At 42.0% G+C, this 21,282-nt stretch carries 20 protein-coding genes and 1 tRNA gene; 8 read left to right on the top strand and 13 right to left on the bottom strand.

Annotated features, from left to right (window positions below; genetic code table 11):
* Positions 1-68 precede the first annotated feature (68 nt).
* Positions 69-1,265, bottom strand: a complete 1,197-nt coding sequence (locus tag V7K42_RS02615) for a response regulator (protein ID WP_334913266.1) — start codon at positions 1,263-1,265, stop codon at positions 69-71.
* A gap of 716 nt (positions 1,266-1,981) precedes the next feature.
* On the opposite strand from V7K42_RS02615, the gene hmpF reads away from it, so the two are divergent.
* Positions 1,982-3,742, top strand: a complete 1,761-nt coding sequence (gene hmpF, locus V7K42_RS02610) for a pilus motility taxis protein HmpF (RefSeq protein ID WP_334913264.1) — start codon at positions 1,982-1,984, stop codon at positions 3,740-3,742.
* A 41-nt stretch (positions 3,743-3,783) separates the two neighbouring features.
* Here hmpF and tilS read toward each other — a convergent pair whose 3' ends face one another.
* From tilS to V7K42_RS02560, 10 genes are all read right to left on the bottom strand, one after another.
* Positions 3,784-4,779 (bottom strand): tRNA lysidine(34) synthetase TilS, encoded by a 996-nt coding sequence (gene tilS / locus V7K42_RS02605; protein WP_334913262.1) that lies wholly within the window; start codon positions 4,777-4,779, stop codon positions 3,784-3,786.
* Positions 4,780-4,853: 74 nt separating this feature from the next.
* On the bottom strand, positions 4,854-5,207 hold the full coding sequence (locus V7K42_RS02600; protein ID WP_334913260.1) for a KGK domain-containing protein: 354 nt from the start codon (positions 5,205-5,207) through the stop codon (positions 4,854-4,856).
* Between the two features lie 60 nt (positions 5,208-5,267).
* Positions 5,268-5,888, bottom strand: coding sequence for a Uma2 family endonuclease (locus tag V7K42_RS02595; protein WP_334913258.1), 621 nt, complete (start codon positions 5,886-5,888; stop codon positions 5,268-5,270).
* A 70-nt stretch (positions 5,889-5,958) separates the two neighbouring features.
* Positions 5,959-6,267 carry a KGK domain-containing protein gene (locus tag V7K42_RS02590; protein WP_334913256.1) on the bottom strand — a complete coding sequence of 103 codons (309 nt, stop codon included), beginning with the start codon at positions 6,265-6,267 and terminating at the stop codon, positions 5,959-5,961.
* 137 nt (positions 6,268-6,404) lie between these two features.
* On the bottom strand, positions 6,405-7,460 hold the full coding sequence (ccsB, locus tag V7K42_RS02585) for a c-type cytochrome biogenesis protein CcsB (RefSeq protein WP_334913255.1): 1,056 nt from the start codon (positions 7,458-7,460) through the stop codon (positions 6,405-6,407).
* Between the two features lie 147 nt (positions 7,461-7,607).
* Entirely contained in the window at positions 7,608-9,356 is a 1,749-nt protein-coding gene (locus V7K42_RS02580; RefSeq protein WP_334913253.1) for a DUF3352 domain-containing protein, read from the bottom strand.
* A gap of 434 nt (positions 9,357-9,790) precedes the next feature.
* Positions 9,791-10,354 carry a Uma2 family endonuclease gene (locus V7K42_RS02575; RefSeq protein ID WP_334913251.1) on the bottom strand — a complete coding sequence of 188 codons (564 nt, stop codon included), beginning with the start codon at positions 10,352-10,354 and terminating at the stop codon, positions 9,791-9,793.
* 32 nt (positions 10,355-10,386) lie between these two features.
* Positions 10,387-10,962 (bottom strand): Uma2 family endonuclease, encoded by a 576-nt coding sequence (locus tag V7K42_RS02570; RefSeq protein WP_334913249.1) that lies wholly within the window; start codon positions 10,960-10,962, stop codon positions 10,387-10,389.
* Positions 10,963-11,059: 97 nt separating this feature from the next.
* Positions 11,060-11,683: a chorismate lyase gene (locus tag V7K42_RS02565; RefSeq protein ID WP_334913247.1), complete on the bottom strand. Its 624-nt coding sequence runs from the start codon at positions 11,681-11,683 to the stop codon at positions 11,060-11,062.
* 123 nt (positions 11,684-11,806) lie between these two features.
* Positions 11,807-11,889 (bottom strand) — tRNA-Leu (locus V7K42_RS02560).
* 421 nt (positions 11,890-12,310) lie between these two features.
* On the opposite strand from V7K42_RS02560, the gene accC reads away from it, so the two are divergent.
* A complete protein-coding gene (accC, locus tag V7K42_RS02555) occupies positions 12,311-13,654 on the top strand; it encodes an acetyl-CoA carboxylase biotin carboxylase subunit (RefSeq protein WP_334913245.1) in 1,344 nt (447 codons plus the stop codon).
* A gap of 56 nt (positions 13,655-13,710) precedes the next feature.
* Here the strand turns inward: accC and V7K42_RS02550 are convergent, their stop codons facing one another.
* Positions 13,711-14,004, bottom strand: a complete 294-nt coding sequence (locus tag V7K42_RS02550) for a YggT family protein (RefSeq protein WP_094341548.1) — start codon at positions 14,002-14,004, stop codon at positions 13,711-13,713.
* 404 nt (positions 14,005-14,408) lie between these two features.
* Here V7K42_RS02550 and psbX point away from each other — a divergent pair, with 404 nt between their 5' ends.
* From psbX to V7K42_RS02530, 4 genes are all read left to right on the top strand, one after another.
* Positions 14,409-14,528 carry a photosystem II reaction center X protein gene (gene psbX, locus V7K42_RS02545; protein WP_012412183.1) on the top strand — a complete coding sequence of 40 codons (120 nt, stop codon included), beginning with the start codon at positions 14,409-14,411 and terminating at the stop codon, positions 14,526-14,528.
* A 249-nt stretch (positions 14,529-14,777) separates the two neighbouring features.
* Complete coding sequence (locus V7K42_RS02540; RefSeq protein ID WP_334913243.1) at positions 14,778-15,695, top strand: Ycf66 family protein; 918 nt, start codon at positions 14,778-14,780, stop codon at positions 15,693-15,695.
* A gap of 47 nt (positions 15,696-15,742) precedes the next feature.
* Positions 15,743-16,303 carry a TolB family protein gene (locus tag V7K42_RS02535; protein WP_094341550.1) on the top strand — a complete coding sequence of 187 codons (561 nt, stop codon included), beginning with the start codon at positions 15,743-15,745 and terminating at the stop codon, positions 16,301-16,303.
* A gap of 69 nt (positions 16,304-16,372) precedes the next feature.
* Positions 16,373-16,897 carry a TolB family protein gene (locus V7K42_RS02530; RefSeq protein WP_334888587.1) on the top strand — a complete coding sequence of 175 codons (525 nt, stop codon included), beginning with the start codon at positions 16,373-16,375 and terminating at the stop codon, positions 16,895-16,897.
* An 89-nt stretch (positions 16,898-16,986) separates the two neighbouring features.
* Here the strand turns inward: V7K42_RS02530 and V7K42_RS02525 are convergent, their stop codons facing one another.
* On the bottom strand, positions 16,987-17,994 hold the full coding sequence (locus tag V7K42_RS02525) for a succinate dehydrogenase/fumarate reductase iron-sulfur subunit (protein ID WP_334913241.1): 1,008 nt from the start codon (positions 17,992-17,994) through the stop codon (positions 16,987-16,989).
* A gap of 1,448 nt (positions 17,995-19,442) precedes the next feature.
* On the opposite strand from V7K42_RS02525, the gene V7K42_RS02520 reads away from it, so the two are divergent.
* Together V7K42_RS02520 and V7K42_RS02515 are read left to right on the top strand one after the other, a co-directional pair.
* Positions 19,443-19,880, top strand: a complete 438-nt coding sequence (locus tag V7K42_RS02520) for an AbrB family transcriptional regulator (RefSeq protein ID WP_334913239.1) — start codon at positions 19,443-19,445, stop codon at positions 19,878-19,880.
* Positions 19,881-20,119: 239 nt separating this feature from the next.
* Positions 20,120-20,926 carry a CPBP family intramembrane glutamic endopeptidase gene (locus V7K42_RS02515; protein WP_334913272.1) on the top strand — a complete coding sequence of 269 codons (807 nt, stop codon included), beginning with the start codon at positions 20,120-20,122 and terminating at the stop codon, positions 20,924-20,926.
* The last annotated feature ends 356 nt before the right edge of the window (positions 20,927-21,282 follow it).

Genomic DNA, 21,282 nt, shown 5'->3' with positions numbered 1-21,282 from the left:
TGACTCTGTGATAACATCTTTTAACGGATCTTTTAGTAGATCAACAAGTTTATGTTTTTACTCAGTCCTTACTCTCCATTTTCATAGGATTCTATTTTGAGATATTTCTCTACGAGCATGAGTAATTCAGTGTCTGTAAATGGTTTTGTTAAATAATCTGTAGCCCCGACCATCCTAGCTTTGACTCGATCGATAAATCCATCTTTACCAGTGAGCATAATAATCGGTGTGAGCCGAAATGCTGTGGAATGTCGCAGCATGGCGCAAACCTCGTACCCCTCCAATTCCGACATGGCGATATCGCATAAAATTAAATCTGGTTTGAGTTGAAAAACCAGACTCAGTGCCTCTAAGGGATTGGTGAGAGCGATCGCTTCATAGCCTTGTGGTTGTAAGATCGAATTTATAGTCTCACCGATGGCGATCGCATCGTCAATACATACTATCCGCCCCCTGCGTTTTCCCTTCACTTCCCCGCTATCAGTGTGGGTATCTGATTTAGCCGTGACTGAATATACTAGTTGTAGCCAACTCTGTTGTACATAGGGATATATTGCCTTAGCAACTGTCAAAATGTCTCGGTTGAGATAACGAGCCAGTTGACGCAACGATGTTTTACCATCAGCCCAATGTTGTAATTTATCCACAGTTGCTTCTGGTAGCGAGGATTGTAGCTGAACTTTGTCAGATAGCACTGGTAATTGTTCGGGAGACTGAATGTGTGGATAGAGTTCTTTCCACTCTTGCACCTGCTTTGTAATTTTTGTAACAAATGGAGCAATCTCGAAAGTGTTTAATTGTGGGGCAAGTGCCGCACCCTGATGAAAAATGAAGTTTCCTTGGTGTAAACTCAGCAGATCGAAGAGAGTTTCATGCACCAAGCCGTGAATGATACTACCAGCTATCTTGGGGTTGATAATATTCCGCTCCAAAAGTGCCCACAGATAGGCATACTCTGGTGAGTCGCTTGATGGTAGAGAGGCAATTTGTTTGTCGGTGAGTCGCATATCGACTCGATAATGACGTAAATAATCGTTAATTCTGGATAAACTACTCTCACCTTCTTGGCAATAGATAATTTGACCATTGAGGAAAAAGACGAACCAAGACTGTTGTTTGGGGCGATAAATGCTTGCTACCTCTCCACTCAGCTTGTTGTTATGGTGAGAGCTTTGAGCTTCTACCCATAGTTGGCCAGTTCGCTGTCCCAACTCAATCAATTGCAGGATACTGCAAATATCAATTTCACTTAAATTTCCCTGCATTTACCTAAAAAGTACTCCTTTTATTGATTAATTGTGTCCCGCAATTTTTCCATTTTTTGAGTAAGCAGTTTAAGTATTAATTATGGAGTATTGAAAAGATTTTTACCCTTTTTCTTATTGCTATTAGGGAATACGGATGAGTAATTTGCTTTACCGGCATTTCTCACAAGCTTAAGGGGAAGGATGGGCAGAGGGGCGGAGGGGCGGAGGGGCGGAGGAGCGGAGGGGCGGAGGAGCGGAGGGGCAGAGGGGCAGAGGAGCAGAGGGGAAAGAACTTGGTATTTGAACTCTCTTCTGCTCCCCTGCTCCCCTGCTCCCTTGCTCAAGCACAGGCTTAATCGAGATGTGGTGATAAATCCGGGTTTACCCCGATCGCCTTGTTGTATCCATAGACGGGTAGCGGCGACTCTGCGAGAAACCCAAAGGCGAACCCGCATGGGTATGAGAACTGCTATAGATTCGGCTAGAACCCTTAATTTTTCGTAATCTAGTTTGACAAAGCTAGTGTTAACACGGAAGTCATCATCACTGTCATCAGTACAAAATATAAAGGCGCGATCCACTCGCTTTTATAAGTATCAAGACGTAATATATCGCGTCTATAGTTTTGTCTGTCTTGTTCTCCTAAACTTGGCTTCAGTGAGACAAGTTAACAGAATTATTTAAGGAATATCCCAAAAAATGAACTTTAAGTGCATCAATAAAGGACTAACGGTGTGCTGTATTTAGCAGAAGTACAAAAACAGAAAGGTGGTTTACTCAGTGGCGGTGGCAAAACTGAACTTAAACTGCTAGCTTGTCAGCGAACTGACCAGAATTGGAATACTGTGTCGGAAGAAGTAATTGCTGCTGAGGACGCAAGCAAATTAAATGATGGCGCTTTGGTACTGGTTGAACTGAATCCAAATCGTCAAGTGCAGCGAATTCAAGAAGCAGGGCGGCCACTAGTCAATATTTTGCAGAATTTTTCCCGCCAATTGGAGAAATTTAAGCTCAAAGAAGATGAAATCGATCAGTGGAAGCAATCGCTGACGTTTCAGGCGCAAGAGTTGAATCGCCGTGAAATGGACATGGAAGTACGCTCAGAACAGTTGCAAAATATGGAAGAGGAGTTGCAACAACTGGAGGAGCAAAAACAAGAAGTTGACACATCCCGCCAAGAAATTGAACGGTTACAAACAGAAGTTGAACGCAACCGCCTAGAATTGGAAGGCGCTTGGGAACATTTGCGGGGTGAGCAGCGCCGTCTAGAGGAACATCAAGCAGATTTTAAGCAGGGGACGGTTTTGGATGAGGAGCAAAGTCGGGTAATGAGTGAGTTACTCGATCGCTTATCTAGTCGTGTTGCTCCCACGGAAACAGTTAGGGAACACCTGCATCTAGCCTTTGAATTGGTGGAAAAGCAGCAAGCAACTCTTACCCCGCACTGGCAAAAACTAGAAGAGCAAAAAACTACGATCGCACAACAGCAAGCAGAAGTGGAACGGTTGTCACAAACATTTAGCGATCGCCAAAACGCATTGCAAGAAGCACAAAATATTCTAGTTCAGCAAACAGCCCAATTGCAGATAAATACAGCAGACCTTAGCAGCAAGCAAGAGTATGCGCGGATAATCAAAGATCAGTTAAGAAACGCGGAAGAGTTATATCAACAAATTCACTCTTTGGCTGCAACATCTGGTGATGTAGTTCTCGGCCAGCAAGCTAATATTGAAGCTTTGGATAAAATGTCTTTAGAAGAACTACAAAAAATAGTCCAAGACTTGCAGCATAAGCTGCAAATAGATGCTAGCTTTGTTCACGATCAAGAACAAGAACTGACATATAAACAAGAAGCTATAGAAGAACTGCAAAATAAATTAAGCCAAGCATCTGACAATGACCACATCAATTTGGAACTGGAATTAACGGATGAAAAAGACCTCTATCAGATGCTAAATTCCAGTTTGGTGGGACAACGCCGCAATATGTTACAGCATCAGAAGTTTCTTAAGCAACACCAAGCTGTATTACTACGGCGACAAGGACATCCTGTTGTTGAGGAAGAAGAGGGTAATAAAGTTAATTTGGAACCGATTCTGTTACAAATTGAAACCCAGAGACAACAATATTCGCAGGAAATCCAAAAGCTGGAACGTGAAATCGATCAGATCCGTTCTGGTATTGAGCTAAATCAAGGAATGATTGACAATCAAACTCACGATTTGGATGAAAAGCGTCAAGAACTGAAAGCGATCGAAGAAAATTTGCTATCTCTACGAAGAACAACTGCCGAATATTCTGGTCGGGTGAATCTTTATCAGGAAACACTACAACCAATTCAGGATTCCTTGGATGGATTACGGCAAAAGCTGCAAGGAATTGCAGAATCTTTGGATCAATTCCAGGAAACTGGCGATCGCCAAGTCCAAGCGATCGCCCAGTTGCGACAAACTATCCAGAGTTTAATTCCTCAGCCAGAATTATTAGCGTCATAAAGAGTGCTGAGTTAAGAGGGGCGCAAATACGTCCCTCTTAACTATTTTAAATAAATCCAGTCACCTTCGACTTGAGCGATCGCACCCCCAGGAAATGGATCGGTTTGCGATCGATTTGGCGCTATAATTAGAGCCGTTAATTTTTCGATGTGTTCAAAACTAGGTGCATCAGTAAGTATTTGCTGCAACACCTGACGCATCACCCGACGTTGCAGCGCCAATGGTGCTTTCTGCAATACCCGACGATTTAACCTCAAGGGAAGAATAGGAGTAAGCAAATCTTCTTCATCCCCTATACCCAAAGCCTTTTCGCGCAACTGCTGGGCACCTTTTTCTAAATATTCCACTTCTGCTTGGAGAAGTTCTGCTGTTTGCGCTAAAGCTGATTCTACTTGGGGATTGAAATTTTCCCGTAAATATGGTATTAATTCTTGGCGAATCCGGTTGCGGGCATATTGCAAATCTTGATTGGTGGAATCTTCCCAAATTGGTAAGTTAAACTCTTGACAAAATTGCTCTGTTTGTATTCGAGTAACTTCTAAAAGTGGACGCACTAGCATAATGCCTGTATTTAGAGGACGTTGCCAAGTCAGGGCTTGTAAGCCATCAGCACCAGTACCGCGAATTAAATTGTAGAGGAGAGTTTCGGCGCGATCGCTAGCGGTGTGACCTGTAACTATATACTGATAATTATTTGCCTGAGCGATCGCACTTAAAGCTTGATAGCGCCAATCGCGTGCAGCAGCTTCACTATTTATAGATTCCTTCGCTGTTTCTAAATAAAAGGATGTATCCCAAGTTTTAGCTAAATTTTCGACGTGACGAGCATTAGCTTGGGAGTCAGAACGCCAGCGATGATCGCAGTGAGCAATACCTAAATTCCATCCCCATTTGGATTGTAAATCTAAAAGTAATTTTATTAAACACAGAGAATCTTGTCCGCCGGAGACAGCGATTAATAGACGCTGGTTGCGCTCAAATAAGTGGCGCGATCGCATTGTGCGATGGATTTTTGCGTGTAAGGGAGTCCATACCATTTTGGTTTTTTACCGCCGACGGACACAGATAATTGTCTCTTATATCATGTGCATCGACAGTTATGATTTGGGTATTAATTTTCACCTTGGTTAAGTTGCTGGCGAAGATCGTCCAAGGGAGAGCTTTTTTGATTGATATCTAAACGATTATTTTCTTGTTTTACTTCAATTTCAACTTCATCAGGGCAAAATTCTAAGCGGACTCTAATTTTGCCTGTCCGCCATTGTTTACCAGGCATTAAAACATAACATTCAAATCCTTCGTCAAATATTCTTGAACCTGATGATGTATGGTGTTTTTCCCAAAATCTTTTTATTTCTTTTAAAAGCTGAAAGATTATTTGAGTGCGGGGTAGATTTTCAAATGGTTCTTGGTGAAAATGCACAACATCCTTTTCAGGATTTAGAGGTTCCCATTCATCATTCATAAATCTTGCTCCTGTAACTAAATTTATAGTTCCCAAGAGAGACAAATTAATTGTAACTCCTCATAGTTTTTGAATTTGACTTGCGGCTACAACTTGTTTGACAGTTAGTTCTAGTTCCGGGAAAGTAGTAGAGAGGATACGGTCATTACCCGTAAACTTTTGGATTTGGTATTTACCTTTAACCAATTGATAAACAAAAACCGTGGGGAGTTTGGGATTACCGAGATAAGCGCGACTAGCAATTGCTAAATAATCCACAATCCAAAACTCAGAGATACCTAGCCTCTGATACTCATCTAATTTGTCAACGTAATCATCATCCCAGTTTGTTGAAGTAACTTCTACAGCAAGTTGAATTGGCTCAATCAGTGCCCCGTAAGCTAGAACATTGCTGTTCCATTGTGATGCACTAACCACGCTCACATCTGGATTTCTACCTAGCTCTTCTCCAACATCAGTAAACGTTTTTACAATTACATCTTTGTTGGCAATATAATCAAGTTCCAAACGTCTAATTTCATCATTGAAGGCAAGCATTAAATATCTTGCCACATTCTTATGCGCTCTAGTTGCCTCCACTTGTATAATCTCTCCATTTAACAGTTCATAAATGCCATAACCATCAGGGTATTGCTCTAAAAACTCTTCAAAAGTTAGTTTTTTGACTGGAGTCTGAACCATATTCTTAACCTGCTACAAAAGGCTTAGAACTGTTTGTAATTGATAATTAAATTATCAATTACAAACAATTTTATTTTTCTATTTGTTTAAGCTTTTCAAAAATCTCATCTAGTGGTGATTCCGATTCATCAGGACAAAATTCTAAAGCAAGTCTAACTTTTCCTTTTTTCCATCCTTGAGTACTAAATTGCAAAACTTCACAATCTAATCCTTGGGTATACAAATTTACTTCATCTGTTTCTTCTGCTCCAATATATTCCTTAATTGCGGTAATAAAATCACGGACTTTAAAAGTTTTAGCAATATCTAATTTATTAAAGGTGTCTGGTTCTATAGACACAACTTCATCGTGATTTAGTCTCTCAAATCCATCTTCCATAAAAATGTCCTATCACTAAATCTATATTTTCCAGTGATATAACAGTTCATCCGAAATAATTCCCAAGAGATAATAGTAATTTTAAATCTGCTCCTTTATCCCTCTCCGTCAACAGAGGGGGATAAAGGGTGAGGTTATTAAAAAAACCAGCCGTAAGAGTGCAAACCTTTACCCAAAAGATTCACACCAAGATAGCAAATCCAAACAACAACAAAACCAGTGGAGGCTAAGATGGCGGGACTACGGCCTTGCCAACCGCGAGTTATTCGGGCGTGGAGGTAGGCGGCGAACACCAACCAAGTGATTAATGCCCAAGTTTCTTTAGGATCCCAACTCCAGTAGGAACCCCAAGCTTCGTTAGCCCAAACCCCACCAGCAATGATGCCAATTGTCAATAAAGGAAATCCGAGTCCGATGATGCGATAGCTGATGTTATCGAGGGTTTCGGCAAGGCTAAGGCGTTGGGGCGAAAGGGGTTCAGAAGATGCTACAGTTTGAGGTTCAGAGGTAGTTACTAGATTCAAAACAGCAGTGTTAGCGTTGCCGTTGCTACTACTTTCAAAACGAGCAAAGCCGTTATTTTCGGCAGAAGAGGCTGGTGGTTGAGCAATTAGTTCAGATGCTTTGTGCAAGCGGTAGCCGTTGCTGCGATAGCCACCAGTACCTACAGAACTGCCTTGTAGTTGGATGTTTTGACCGCGAGTAACAATTAGAAAAGCGATCGCTAATAAAGCACCCACCATCAAAGCAGAATAACTCAACATCATGACGCTGACATGCATCATCAGCCAATTTGACTTCAATGCAGGTACTAAGGGTTCTGACGCTTGCATCTGGGATGGTAATGTCATCGTCGCAAAAGCAGCAATCAACATTGCTACCGGAGATGTAACAACTCCTACTAAGCGGCTACGGCTACTACTTTCAGCAATTAGATGGACGGTGGTAATTCCCCAAGTTAAGAAAAATAGGGATTCATAGAGATTACTTAGGGGAAAGTAACCAGCTTCTATCCATCTTGCCCCTAGTAGAGTCGCCATGCACAAATTAGCGATCGCCATCCCAGCTGTCCCCAAAGCGGCTAGATAAGGCAGATTCGGAAAAGCCGCTCCTCCCCAATACACCAACATTGTCAGGAATAATATGGCAAAGGAGGCATTGTCCAGCCAGTTCTGGAGTACAACCAGATTCATAAAGTCTTCTCTCCGTGGATGATTTCAAATATGGATTCTGACTGTTCTGATCCTATATGTTTACAGGGTAATGAAACAGGGGAATTGGGAATTGGGAATTGGTTTTTTCCCCTGTCCCCTGTCCCCTGCTCCCTGCCCCCTGCTTTCTTATTTAGAAGAGTTGCTTTTATTGCTTTCTGGACTAGGCAAGGGAGTCGTGTTACTAACTTTTTTGAGTGTTATAAAAATATCGTAAAGATTACTACGACTGTCGCTGACGGCGGATGTCATCCCAATTGAGCGCGTTGCATCAAGCAAAGTTTGTTGATTGGAAATTAGAGTTGGTAAAGGGAAATTTTTCACCGTTCGTTCCACATCCAGGAAAAATTGACCATTTGTCGGATTTGGTTCTGTAGGAACTGTTTGTTGGAAGGGGATCGTGCTAGATAGTGTGTTGTTGGGTTTGGGAACAATCTTATCAGTGATAGGAGCGCCCACTACTAGAAAGGCTACATTTCCATCTAACCAGCCGTGGGTGGCAGTTAATGTACCATAAGGTGAAACCCAATTAACAACGGGTTGTCCTGCAACTTTTGCAGGTTGAACTTGGAACTGGTATTGATTTCTCATCACATCATCTAGCTGTTTTATGGATGCTTCGGCTGAATTACGATCGCTGCCTTGTACCATAAACACTAAACCCGAACGAAAATTGTCTGGTGAACCTTCTTTTGGACTACTAGGAATCACTGATAAAGAAAACTCGCCTTTCATCCAACTGAGCAAATCCTTATCTAAATCGAGAGTGGTAAGAGATTTTATACCACCTCTGAGTTGTTCTGGTGCGATCGGTGAGAGGGGATTTCCCTGAGATGTTAAAACGTAATCTCCCCACAACCTCTGTAAGTTTCCTCCCGAAAGCATCATTAAGGTTTCTGCTGGTACGCGGCTTTGCATTTTTCCCGCGTTGTTTTCCACAGCTAGCACTCGTTGACTATTAGGGTTTAACCAAGAAACGCCCTTAAAGCGGATTCCTTCTGCCTCTAAAGTCATTGTCCCCGCTAAACCTTGGTTATTTTGCAGTTGAGCCAAAACTTGAGCTGGTATTGGGCGGTTTGGAGAAGCTGCGGCTATTTTAGCTGCTGTTGGCACATTTATGTAAAACTGGCTGAAGGGTTGATCGTTAGCAATTTTTGGAAAATTCTCAGCAAAGCCCCCTGTTGTCGCTAGGGATGTTTGATTTTTGTAGGCATCGATCGCTCGTTCTGTGGCTTTGGGACTATCAGTTATGACTAAAAAACGCTCACCTAGTAATGCTGCTGAGAAGTTTTCTCCTGCTTGGCCCTCACTTTGTTTAATAGCGATCCCTTGATAAATCCGGTCAATCCATTTGCCTTGTTTCAGGGTTTTGGGTTGTGCCAAAATGTTTTTGGCGATTTCTGGGTTTTTCACTGGTAATACCATCACCATCGACTGCTGATCGCTAGCAGCATCTTCATTGGTGGTAACTGGTTTAGGTGCAGCTTTACTCGCTGTTGCTGGGGCAAGAATTGCGATTGTAACGTCATTGCCTACCCAAGGAGCGATATCTTTCTGGAAGTCATAACCATTATTAGTGAGAAAGCGATCGCGCAACTCTACTAAATTTTTGTCCAATTCTGCTTGGGTTTCTTTTGTCCCAAACTGCCGCAATTTCTGCCACTGCTGGGGATCTGTTGTCAGAGAAACCGCAAACAGGGCATCACCAGGAATAATATTTGCACCTACGAGCAAATCACTGGAAGAGATTTGTCTCTGGCCTAACAACCAGTATGCGACACTCCCTGCACCAATCAATAGCCCAGCAGCCGAGAGCGTCAGCACCAGAGAGGGTTTATTATTTTTCTTCATTGGAACAGACACAAGAGGCGGTGCCATTGAAACCTATACCTTATACTTGCAAACTTATTACTTGCTTGATTAGTCAAATATACAAACAGGTTTAACCATTCTTTAGGGCAGCTAATTATATGAAATTTTTCCACCCTAGATGCTGATGATACTTTAGTAATCAACTTTCCTTAGTCTTTCAAAAGCTGTGTTTTTGACTCAGTTACCATTTTTAACACGCTTTGTTGAATTTCGTAGGGCGTTTCCTTAAGATTAATGTCTCAGTAGGAAAATTTCGGCAAGTAAATCTGTGATTCCAAGCAATTAGAAAATATAACTAACTGGACAAAGCTGCAAGTCAATTTCAGCTACTTGGTTTTGCTCAGTAGCGATCGCCACTGGAAAGGGTGGGTACGCGATCGCACCACATTAAAAGTACAGTATTTTTTGTTTCAACGCTGTAACAAAGCTTTACCGCCTACTTATACTTGCAACTCAAATCCAGGTAATATATCTTCTCCAGAAATAATCGCTGGCATTTGCACAACTTCTACAGCTTTCAAAAGTCGATAAATTTCAACTTGACGATCTTGAGGATTAATCAGCCAACCTAAACGCAGACCATTTTTAATGTATTCCTGCATTTTTTCTTGAATTGATGCCAGCCGATCTGTCTCTGAACGTAGTTCAATTAAAAAGTCAGGTACAAGTGGCGGGAATTTTTTTCTTTGTTCTGGTGTTAAAGCTTCCCACCGCTCCAATTTTACCCAAGCAGCATCAGGTGAACGTTTTGCACCGTTGGGAAGTATAAAGATAGTTGAAGAACTAAAAACTTTCCCTAATTTAGCTTGACGATTCCAAATTTCTAAATCAGCGATTAGTCCAGCCTCTTTATTTCCGCTTTCTCCTCCTACTGGTGGCATAATTATTAATTCCCCGCATGCATTCATTTCTAGGCTTAAATCCCGATTGGCAATACACAATTGATAAAATTGCTCATCGCTTAAATGAGCAATCGGTTCTAGATTTAGTACAACAGTATTCATTAAATCTTTCCTCGTGCCTTTATTGCTAAAATTCAGTAGGAAATTCTTGCTTGTTGGAAGATTTCTTGAGGTGTAATTTGTAGCCCTTCAAATAATGAATCTTCTAAACTATCAGTACCGCGTTTGGTTTGAGGGAGAATATCAGAATAAAAAATAGTAATAGTTTTTGCTCTAGGATCAATAATCCAAACTCGTTGAACTTTAGCTTTTAAATAATCAATGGCTTTTTCTATCATTTCTCCAAAAGTTTGACCGGGAGAGAGAATTTCAATGACTAATTCAGGTACAACAGGACAAGCCTCATCTTGCAACCAATTAGCAGAAAGACGGCTATAAGAAATATAAGTCAAATCTGGTACAGGAACCCAGTCTTGTTGATTTCGTGTTAGCTTAATTGCCCATTCAATTACAACCCGCCCCTTTCCTTGCGCCCATGCAGACAATAGTATAAATAATGCACCTGTTATCGAACTATGAAAAAATTTTGGTGCCATCTCATCATTTTTGAATTTAGGAACAGCTTCTCCATCAATGAGTTCGTAGGTGATATCTTCTTCGGGAAGTCCAAGAAATTCTTCGAGGGTCAGTTGGGTTTTAAGTTGAATCATGGTTCATATTGGGAAATCTGCTACCAGATGCGATCGCTACAATATTCAACCTTCCTTTGATAACTTCATTGTATTGCTCAGTAGCGATCGCAGGCTTTTACTGATTTTGGGAATTTAATTGCATAGCCCCCAAATATTTAGTTAAATAAGGCGAAAAAACTTCATAAATTAGGGTTAGTGGCTGTCCATGATGCCAAAACAAGTAATGGCGACCCCAAAAAGGCCCAGTTACTCCAAAACCAGACTCTAGCGCCAATGAGTCACCATAATATATCCCTCGAACATCCCTATACAACTCTGTGCGGAGACGAGCTAAACTCGCCCAAATTGGTAATGAACGATTTTGCAAATACTCATCTACATGACTAGCTTCCCACCACGAGGTAGCATAAGCTAATCGTTGACCAGAAGCAGTCCGCAGCCAAACTTGTCGCCGTAGTCGCGGCCCTGGGACAGCTTGAATTAAATCAGGTGCAGCATCCAAGTCCATGCCAATCAATGACATATCAATGACATCTACTTCTACAGACTCGCCTGTAAGCAATTCTAAGTGACGTGTTGGAGAGCCATCACCCAAAAGCATGAGCTGCCAAGCAGGTGCTAGCTGAGTGTGAGGTAAACTTTTTTGAATTACTTCCTCCCCTCCTTGCCAAATCGGAGTGAGGCGATGCCAACCTGCTGGCTGTTTTAAGTTATTTATCGGCGTAAAACTAATACTCAATGCTTTTTACAAAACTTCACGTATCTCTATAAAAGCATAAAAAACAGAGCTATACCAAGATTTAAGGGTCAATAGTCTCAGGTCTTTTGACCCTTAACTATTGACCCTTGACAAACAAAAATATGCGGATGGCGAGACTCGAACTCGCAAGGGCATTGCCCACACGCACCTCAAGCGTGCGCGTATACCAATTCCGCCACATCCGCACGACTTGTCTAAAGATAGACTATAGCATAAGAAAATAATTATAGTAAGGTGATATCTAAAGTTATATTTCTCAAAAATATAAATTTCTTCAAGGCGGTATCAGACTGACAGAAATTTAGCATCTGCACAAGTGATATTAAAAAGGGTAGAGCGACTTTGGGAGATGCGGTGCGATCGCGTACCCGCCTTTTCTGGTGGCGATCGCGATCGCAAAAACCCAGTTTGGTAAGCTAGCCAAGACTTACAGCAGTAATGTTGTTAGTGTAGTAAAACCTGTAGAGGCAGCAAGCCTGCAATCTTGAATTTGCTTAGAGTCAGGGTGGCGAATCTCCTGTGATAATTTTAAATAATGCGGAAGCGTCGTTTCAAGTTGGATCGGGGAAAATGTGAATCTACTGGTAATGATATCGAAACTAAAAAATGAAGTTTGACAAAATATTAATTGCCAATCGGGGAGAAATCGCCCTTCGCATTCTCCGCGCCTGTGAAGAAATGGGAATTGCCACAGTCGCGGTTCACTCCACCGTTGACCGGAATGCTCTCCACGTCCAACTTGCTGATGAAGCGGTTTGTATTGGCGAACCAGCTAGCAGTAAAAGTTATTTGAATATTCCCAATATTATTGCCGCAGCCCTGACGCGCAATGCGACTGCAATTCATCCAGGCTATGGTTTTTTGGCAGAAAATGCCCGGTTTGCAGAAATCTGTGCCGACCATCATATTGCTTTTATCGGCCCAACTCCAGAATCTATCAAGCTGATGGGCGATAAATCCACTGCCAAAGAAACCATGCAAAAAGCTGGAGTCCCTACAGTGCCAGGTACTGAGGGGTTAGTAGAATCTGAGGAAGAAGGATTAAAATTCGCCAAAGATATCGGCTATCCAGTGATGATCAAAGCCACAGCCGGCGGCGGTGGGCGGGGTATGCGCCTAGTTCGTTCTGAAGATGAATTTGTCAAACTTTTCCTAGCAGCCCAAGGGGAAGCAGGAGCAGCTTTCGGTAATTCTGGCGTTTACATCGAAAAATTTATTGAACGTCCCCGCCACATCGAATTTCAAATTTTGGCGGATAACTACGGTAATGTCATCCACTTAGGCGAACGCGATTGTTCAATTCAGCGCCGAAATCAAAAGCTACTAGAAGAAGCACCAAGTCCCGCTCTCGACCAAGACCTACGTGAGAAAATGGGACAAGCTGCTGTCAAAGCTGCCCAATTTATTAATTACAGTGGGGCGGGTACTATCGAGTTTCTCTTGGATAGATCGGGTAAATTCTACTTTATGGAAATGAACACCCGAATTCAAGTGGAACATCCTGTAACAGAAATGATTACGGGAATAGACTTAGTTGCCGAACAAATTCGGATTGCTCAAGGGGAAAGACTCAAGCTTACCCAAGAGCAAGTAGTTTTGCGGGGTCATTCGATTGAATGCCGAATCAACGCTGAAGACCCAGATCATGACTTTCGCCCCTCTCCAGGACGGATTAGTGGGTATCTGCCCCCCGGAGGCCCTGGTGTTCGGATTGATTCTCATGTCTACACAGATTACCAAATCCCACCTTATTACGATTCCTTGATCGGCAAATTAATTGTTTGGGGCCCAGATCGAGCTACTGCTATTAACCGCATGAAACGCGCACTCCGCGAATGTGCCATCACTGGGCTACCCACCACTATCGGGTTCCATCAAAGAATTATGGAAACTCCACAATTTTTGCAGGGTAATGTCTATACAAATTTTGTCCAGGAGATGAACGGGTAGGGGATTGGGGACTGGGGACTGGGGAAGAGTTTTCTCAATTCCCAATTCCCAATTCCCTAATTTACACGAGATGCCATAGTCAGCAATCCCTGCTGACCTAGTAATATTTCTCGTAGTAGGCTGAAAATACCAACCCAAATAATCGGTGTAATGTCCACTCCACCTATAGGTTGTACCAGTTTTCGTAATGGCACTAAAAATGGTTCGGTAGGCCAAGCTATTAAATTAAAGGGCAAACGATTCAGATTCACTTGCGGATACCAAGTGAGAATGATCCGAAATATAAATAAAAATGTCATTACCCCTAACACAGGGCCAAGAATCCAAGCAGTCAAGTCAACACCAGTCATCGGTTTAAGGTACTATCTATCTGTAAAGAAAAATTTAGGCGAACGGCAAGCCGCGTTTCGCGTAGGCGTAGCCCGTCGTAGACATCGCCACAAAATTTGAAGCTTTGTAAATGCACTCTCATCATTATTTTAACCAAATGCCGCCACTTCCATGTGCAATAGAAAAGCAAATTCGCTCACTGCAATTACGAAGTTTGGCAGGTTAGAGTTAGAGACTTCTCAATAAAGTAATACACTAGTGAACTACTCCACCCTAGCAAAGCCAGAAAGTGGGGCTTCCAACTTCACAGAGGAATGCCGCATCTTAGACTTGCCTATCTATCTCCATCCTGTAACGAGGGATGGGGAATTTCGCCGAATAAGTTAAAATTAATGATCGAATCTGTAAAAAAAGGTTTAGAAGTATGACGCCTTCTTTAGCAAATTTTCTTTGGAGTCTGCTATGGGGTACTGCAATTGTTGTAATACCCGTTACAGTTGGTCTAATTTTCATTAGCCAAAAAGATAAAATTCAGCGCTCATAATGCTTATGAGGTTAATTTAACTCTCATAATCGATTGTCTGTCAGCTATCTACATTTATTTCAACAAAAGCAGTGAAAACTGCGACTGGTGGGAGTTGTAGATGACATACATAGGTGTTTTTACTTTTCGGTGAACAGCTTCAGAGCTTCTTTGCCAGAGGCTTTGGAGCTTCAATATTTATCGTGACTAATTAGAGTAGTGATTTTAATGGTGACTCGCTAACATAGATTTGATATTGGGAAAACAGCAATGATAAATTTTGGGCTGAACTCAGCCAGTTTTCTAGCTCAGGTAAATTTTGGGGCAAATTCAGCTAGTATTCTAGGAATTTTCCTGGCTGTAGCTGGGGCAGCACTGTATTTTCTCCGCACTGTGCGTCCAGAATTGTCACGAGATCAAGATATATTTTTTGCGGCAGTCGGTTTGCTCTGCGGCTTCATTCTCGTGTTTCAAGGATGGCGGTTAGACCCAATTCTCCAATTTGGTCAACTGCTTTTAGTTGGCACAACTGTATTTTTTGCAGTTGAAAGTATTCGTCTGCGGAGTATAGCTACCCAGCAAGCAAAGCGCAACACTCCAATTGTGGATGAAGATCGACCAGTTAGCGATCGCTATTCCTACAACGATCGCAAAAAATATCAAGCTGAAATGGATGCAGACTTAGATCCATTGCCTTATGAAGACGAGGAGGAACGCCCCGTGCGTGCCAGGATTCAGGGTAGCAGGGATAGAATTTCAACTCGTGATGACTATTCCGAGGAGCAAACCCCCCGTCGTTCTGAACGCCGTAACAGCAGAAGTAGCGAAAGACAGGCTCCAGCAGATAGAACGCGGGGGCGGACTTCTGGCCGTCCTGTGAATCGCCCTTCTGAAAGCTCTGAAGATGAAAATTGGGGTTCTTCATCTAGGCAAGTTGATGATTGGGAAAGTTCGGGAGGGGAAGTTAGAAAACCTTCTCGCCGTAATAATAACGGTTCTCAACGTCCAGAAAGCCGGGAAGATGATGTTGCTCCCAGACCAAGAAGGCGGCGTTCACCCACTGACTCAACTTCTCGAAGACCGCGTGAGGATGATGAGGCGATCCCAACTGATTATGTACCATACAACCCGATTGAAAAGCCAAATCAGGGGCTAGATAATTCGACCGATTTTGATGACGATGTTTAAAACAGTTGGCGTGGAAGTACGTTTAGAGGCGACGGAAAACAGTTGAGGTGGAAAAATTTACGCCTACATTTTGGCTCCAAAGACCAATTCATTGGAGCCTGGTTTTTGGTTTAACAGGTTTGCTTGCATCTTGTAGTTATAACGATATTCCCATAGGGCCTACTTCCCTCAACAGTCGCTACACCGAGGAGCAACCTGCTTTGAGTGGGAATGGGCGCTTTTTAGCGTTTGTATCTAATCGGAATGGTAATCAGCAGCTGCTAGTTTTCGATTTAGAGAGGCAACAGTTTATTGGTACACCGGGTATAAACCGAGCAGAGACTATTGCCGAAAGTCCTAGCTTGAGCTATACCGGGCGTTATATTGCTTATCTTACTAGCGACCAAGGTAGGGCGGTGGTGGCGCTTTACGATCGCGCTACGCAACAGTCGCAAATCGTCACACCAACCTATCGCGGCTGGATCAGAAAACCAAATATCAGCCCAGATGGACGTTATATTGTCTTTGAAACCGCTAGCCGTGGTCAGTGGGATATTGAAGTCCTAGACCGAGGGCCAAATATTGAGTTAGATATTCCCAACGGTGCAACCGTAGGTTCACCACCGTAGGAATTAGGAGTTATTAGTTGGGAGTTATGAGACTATTAACTAATGACTGATGACTAATGACTAAATTATATGAAACGTGTTTTATTTATACCTGTATTTTTCTGCTTAAGTTTATTAACTGGGTGTTTTGGCTACCCTCGACTTTTGAGTTATCCCTTTGATCCGGGGGGTCGGAGTCTCAATAGTTTAGCGTCAGAATTAAACCCCCAAATTTCTGGGAGATACATTGTTTTTATTACTGACCGGCGCGGTAGCCAAGATGTTTATATGTTTGATACGGTGACTCGTGATTTGGTTGATTTGCCAGGTTTAAATTCCTTTGATGCGATCGCAAATCATCCTAGCGTTTCACAAGATGGTCGTTATATTGTGTTTGCGGCTAGCCGCCAGGGGCGATCGGCTATTTTTCTTTATGACCGAGAAACACGCCAATCACGAAACTTGACTAATAACCTCCAAGCTGAAGTCCGCAACCCTACAATTAGCGCTGATGGTAGTAGGATTGCTTTTGAGTCCAGTAACAACGGGCAATGGGATGTTTTAGTATATGACCGGAATGGACAGCCGTTGAATATACCTCAAGAACCACGTTGAAGAATGGAGATTGGGGACTGGGAAGAGGGTAGGGGAGCAGGGAGCAGAGGGGAAAGAGGTATTTTTACTTCTCTCAAATTCCCTATTCCCTATTCCCTATTCCCTTCTACTTGTTGCACAGATTCAATGAGCGATCGCACTTGTTCTGTCCCTTCTGAAGGTTCAAATGATAAGGGGAATTTACCTCGGATAATCATCCGCAAACCGAGGGGTGCAAGACTGAGTAATCCTTTTAAATCTCGAAAATAATTACCAACTACTTGTAAACCAAATTGACGTTCATCAATCCAACCACCTTGTTTAACTAAATCCACCAATACTCTTCGGTGACGAATTGAGCGACTATCACTAGCTTCTTTGTGGGTAAGAATTTCTTGTTTAACTTTGGTGATTTGTTCTAATGGTGCAACTTCCATTGGACAAACTGAATCGCAGTATAAACAACGGGTGCAACCCCATACGCCTTTAGTCCCTTCGTTGTAGCTTTCTAAGCGATTTTCGGTATCGCTATCGCGGGAGTCTGCTACCATCCGGTAAGCTTTGGCAAGGGCATGGGGGCCAACAAAGTCTGGATTAACTTCACGGACGTTGCATTCAGAGTAACAAGCACCGCACATAATACAGTTACCAGTTTGATCGAGGCGCGATCGCTCTTGTGGTGTTTGCAAAAACTCTCTTTCTGGTACTTGTCGTGCTGCCGTACTCACATAAGGAGCAACTGCCTCTAAATTATTCCAGAAACTGCTCATATCTACAACCAAATCTTTAATCACGGGCATATTGCCGAGAGGCGCGATCGTGATTTCACCAATAGCATTTACTTTACTTTGAGATGATGGTATTTGTTGTAATCTAGCAAGTTCACTACCAACATTTTCCTTGCAAGCTAAAGCCGAACGCCCATTAATTCGCACAGCACAGCTACCACAAATGGTATTACGGCAATTTTTGCGAAATGCTAACGTTCCATCTTGCTCCCACTTAATATGATTCAGACAATCCAAGATTGTATTACCTGGTTCTGCCTCTACAAGGTAGGTTTGCACAACAGGGGAGGAATTTTGTTGCTGTCGAATGACCTTAAAAATAACTTCCATGACCACTAACCAAAATTTTAAAATTACTTCATCAGCCCTAACAATCATGAGTCAAGGCAGGTATTTGTGAAAAGTGAGCTATACTTTTTTTGCCCTCAATTCAAAGCCTGGTGTTAATAGACTGACGATTAAAAGGCAATTGATTCTAGTTTAAGGATAACCATTAAAATTTTACTTTTAGCTAGGCTCTAGGCAAGATTTGTGTCAATTTTTGAGATAAAACGTCAAAAATCTAATGGTTGCTTGACATTGAATTTAGCCGTTTGAGAATGTAAAGGAAAGGGACTTTACTTAGAAAGGGACTCAGGTTTCTCTTTGTTCTAGCCTTTGTATGCAAATTAAATGCATTTCCGGTTAGCAACACCTCTTCATATCAACTTGAGCCAAGCAGTCATAGCTGGGAAATTCCGCCTTGACAACCGCTTGACAGAATTTTTTGATTATATAGAAGTGGAAAAGCACATCTTTAATATATAGTAGTGGCAATTAAGCGCTAGGCGGATGTTAAGAGATTTATTCTTACCATAGACAGACGTAGAAAATACTCTGACTGCTTTTGAGCTTACGGTAATAAACCGAGGAAAAATCCTCACCACTTTTAAATAAAAGTCTCACGCATCGGAGAATCCAGGATAGGCAGGACTTTGAGATTTTTGCCTCCTCTCAATCAAGAAAATCTTGAATTTAACTCATTGGTCAAAACTACTCGTCTAAATTAGATAAATTTTTATAATGCAATAAAGGTTTAGAAAAATAGTCACGGCTTTTTCCAACCTTTAAGTCCAGAAATTTAAATAAAAATTTACCAGCAATTTTAATTCAAAATTAAACAACTATTTTGCTATTATTAGTCCATGCTAGTATTTAATATAAAATTACGAACTCACAAAACCAGAATCAATAGCCGTATCAGCGCGGCTACTACTGCTTTGTTGATTCGTAATGTAGAGACAAGAAAATTCGCGTCTCTACTGGCAGGACAAAAGGGCATAAGCCCGTAGGACTCTATTGAAATACTATGCTGTCCTAAGCTTGAGAGGATAAGTAGAGAAAATTCTACCTGCTCATTAGCAGAAGGGCAAGCACTAAAAGTGAAAAAACTGCAATTTATTGGGTCTACGACTTATTTGGAGTAGAACCAACCCCATTTGTAAAGGTGGCTGAAAGTTACACCGCTACAGTAGCGCCAAAAGAGAAAATAATTTCATTTCTGATGGCGAATAATGGTTAAAAGTGCCGTGAAATCAGCAAAATTAGTTTCTATGGCAACTATGACCTCTAATTGGTTGTGGACAACCATAATATGAAGTGCTTTTGTCTCCTATCGGCAGTGATTCACCCGTTACATTAGAGTCCTAAGTAGCTCTATGCATACGCTAAAAAGTCAAATGCTGGCATGAGACTACATCGTTTATCAGCTTGGAGAGAGTAAGGAAAATTTGAGCATAATGACTGAAACTGCAACCGCACCATTAACCGGAAAAGCACTACTTGCGAAAGTAAAAGAACTTTCCACTTTACCACGCCGAGAAAGAGCCAAACAGTGCGGCTATTACACTGTTACTAAGAATAATCAGGTTCGTGTCAATCTCACAGATTTTTATGACGCTTTGCTATCGGCTAGAGGAATTCCTCTAAGTCCAGAAGCACCTAAAGATGGTCGTGGTCGTGAACCGACATACCGGGTTAGTGTCCATCAAAATGGTCAGATTGTGATTGGTGCTACATATACCAAAGCAATGGGCTTAAAGTCAGGAGATGAGTTTGAAATTAGGCTGGGATACAAGCATATTCACTTGATTCAACTTGGTGAAAGTGATAAAAAACTCACCTCAGCAGATATAGACTCTGACGAATCTGACGAAGATTTGGAAGACGAAGAGTAAATTTGCTGTCGGGGTAAGGACAAGTTATCATCACTTGAAACTTATCCTTACCATCAGCAAACTGCTAACTCTATTGAAAAAATTTTGTCTCAGATAAAAAATACGATTAGACCCCTTGCATAATTCACCAAATTTAGTAGAGTCTTGATTAATCAGCAAGAAATCTATAGTGCAAGAAGTCTATCGTGTTTTTTTTGATAACTTTTTTTGAGCCTTCGGTCAATGCCTTACTAGCATTTATGCAAAATGCACCAGCACTAGTTATAGTGATGGTATTTTTTATTTTCTGGATAGTTTGCTGGTTGCCAGTAGCCGCAATATCAGCAATATTGCTCAATTGGCAACCCCCTAAACCTTTGCAGCCAGAGCAAAAAATGCCTTTATTGGTGTCACTTTACCTATTAGCTCCCCCAATTCTGTGGGGAGTTAGTTGGTTTACCAATAAATCTTTTTTTGATTACGGCTTTATTGGAAATCTTTCAACTCTTGGTTCTTTAGCGCTAGGTTTCTGTTTGGGAGTGGTTAGCCTAGCTATTGTATTTAGTGGGCAATTTGGGTTAGGTTGGTGTTCTTTTGAAAAAACGAATTTCAAGTTACTACTACCTATCTTGCTACCAGTTTTCTTGATAGCGTTATTAGTCGGTGGCATAGAAGAATTAGTTTTTCGGGGTTTTCTATTCACGGAATTAGCGCAGGATTATCCCGTTTGGGTAGCAGCAGCAATTTCTAGCTTGATTTTTGCCTTACTACATCTAGTTTGGGAGCAACGTGAAACCGCACCCCAACTCCCTGGATTGTGGCTGATGGGAATGGTGCTGGTGTTGGCACGTTTTGCCGATCGCAACAATTTGGGTTTAGCTTGGGGACTACATGCGGGATGGATATGGGCGATCGCAACCCTAGATACAGCAGAATTAATTACTTACACTGGTATTGTCTCTGACTGGTTCACAGGTAAGAATAAAAAACCCCTAGCTGGTTTAGCGGGAATTATTTGTGTACTGGGAACTGGAACAAGTATCTGGCTTTTCTCTAGGTATTTATAATTTCGTGTTAAATGATGGGTCTGAGTGAGTCATGCACAATTAAGATAAAACTGGAGCATGAGTCTATGGCATACAGTGATTTTAATCTTCTTAAAGTCAGAGATACATTTAGCTTAACTTTGGAAGAGACACGTAATCTGTTTCTGACTGTAGGCGGGGTGCAGCCCTATGACGGGAGCAACGCGAAAAAGTGAGATCATCGTCCAATGAGCACTTGGGGAAGGGGGAGTAGGGGAGGCAGGGGGAGTAAAGAGAAATATGTAGTAATTTTTGCTGCCAAGATAGTCCAAAATACACTTAATTTCTTGATTCCCCCCCTGCCTCAAGAGCATCCCCTGCCTCCCCTGCTTACCCAC

Source organism: Nostoc sp. (genome assembly GCF_036917455.1).
Taxonomy (GTDB): domain Bacteria; phylum Cyanobacteriota; class Cyanobacteriia; order Cyanobacteriales; family Nostocaceae; genus Nostoc.
Note: the sequence above shows the minus strand (reverse complement) of the source record. Positions and strands in the feature narration are given on the sequence as shown.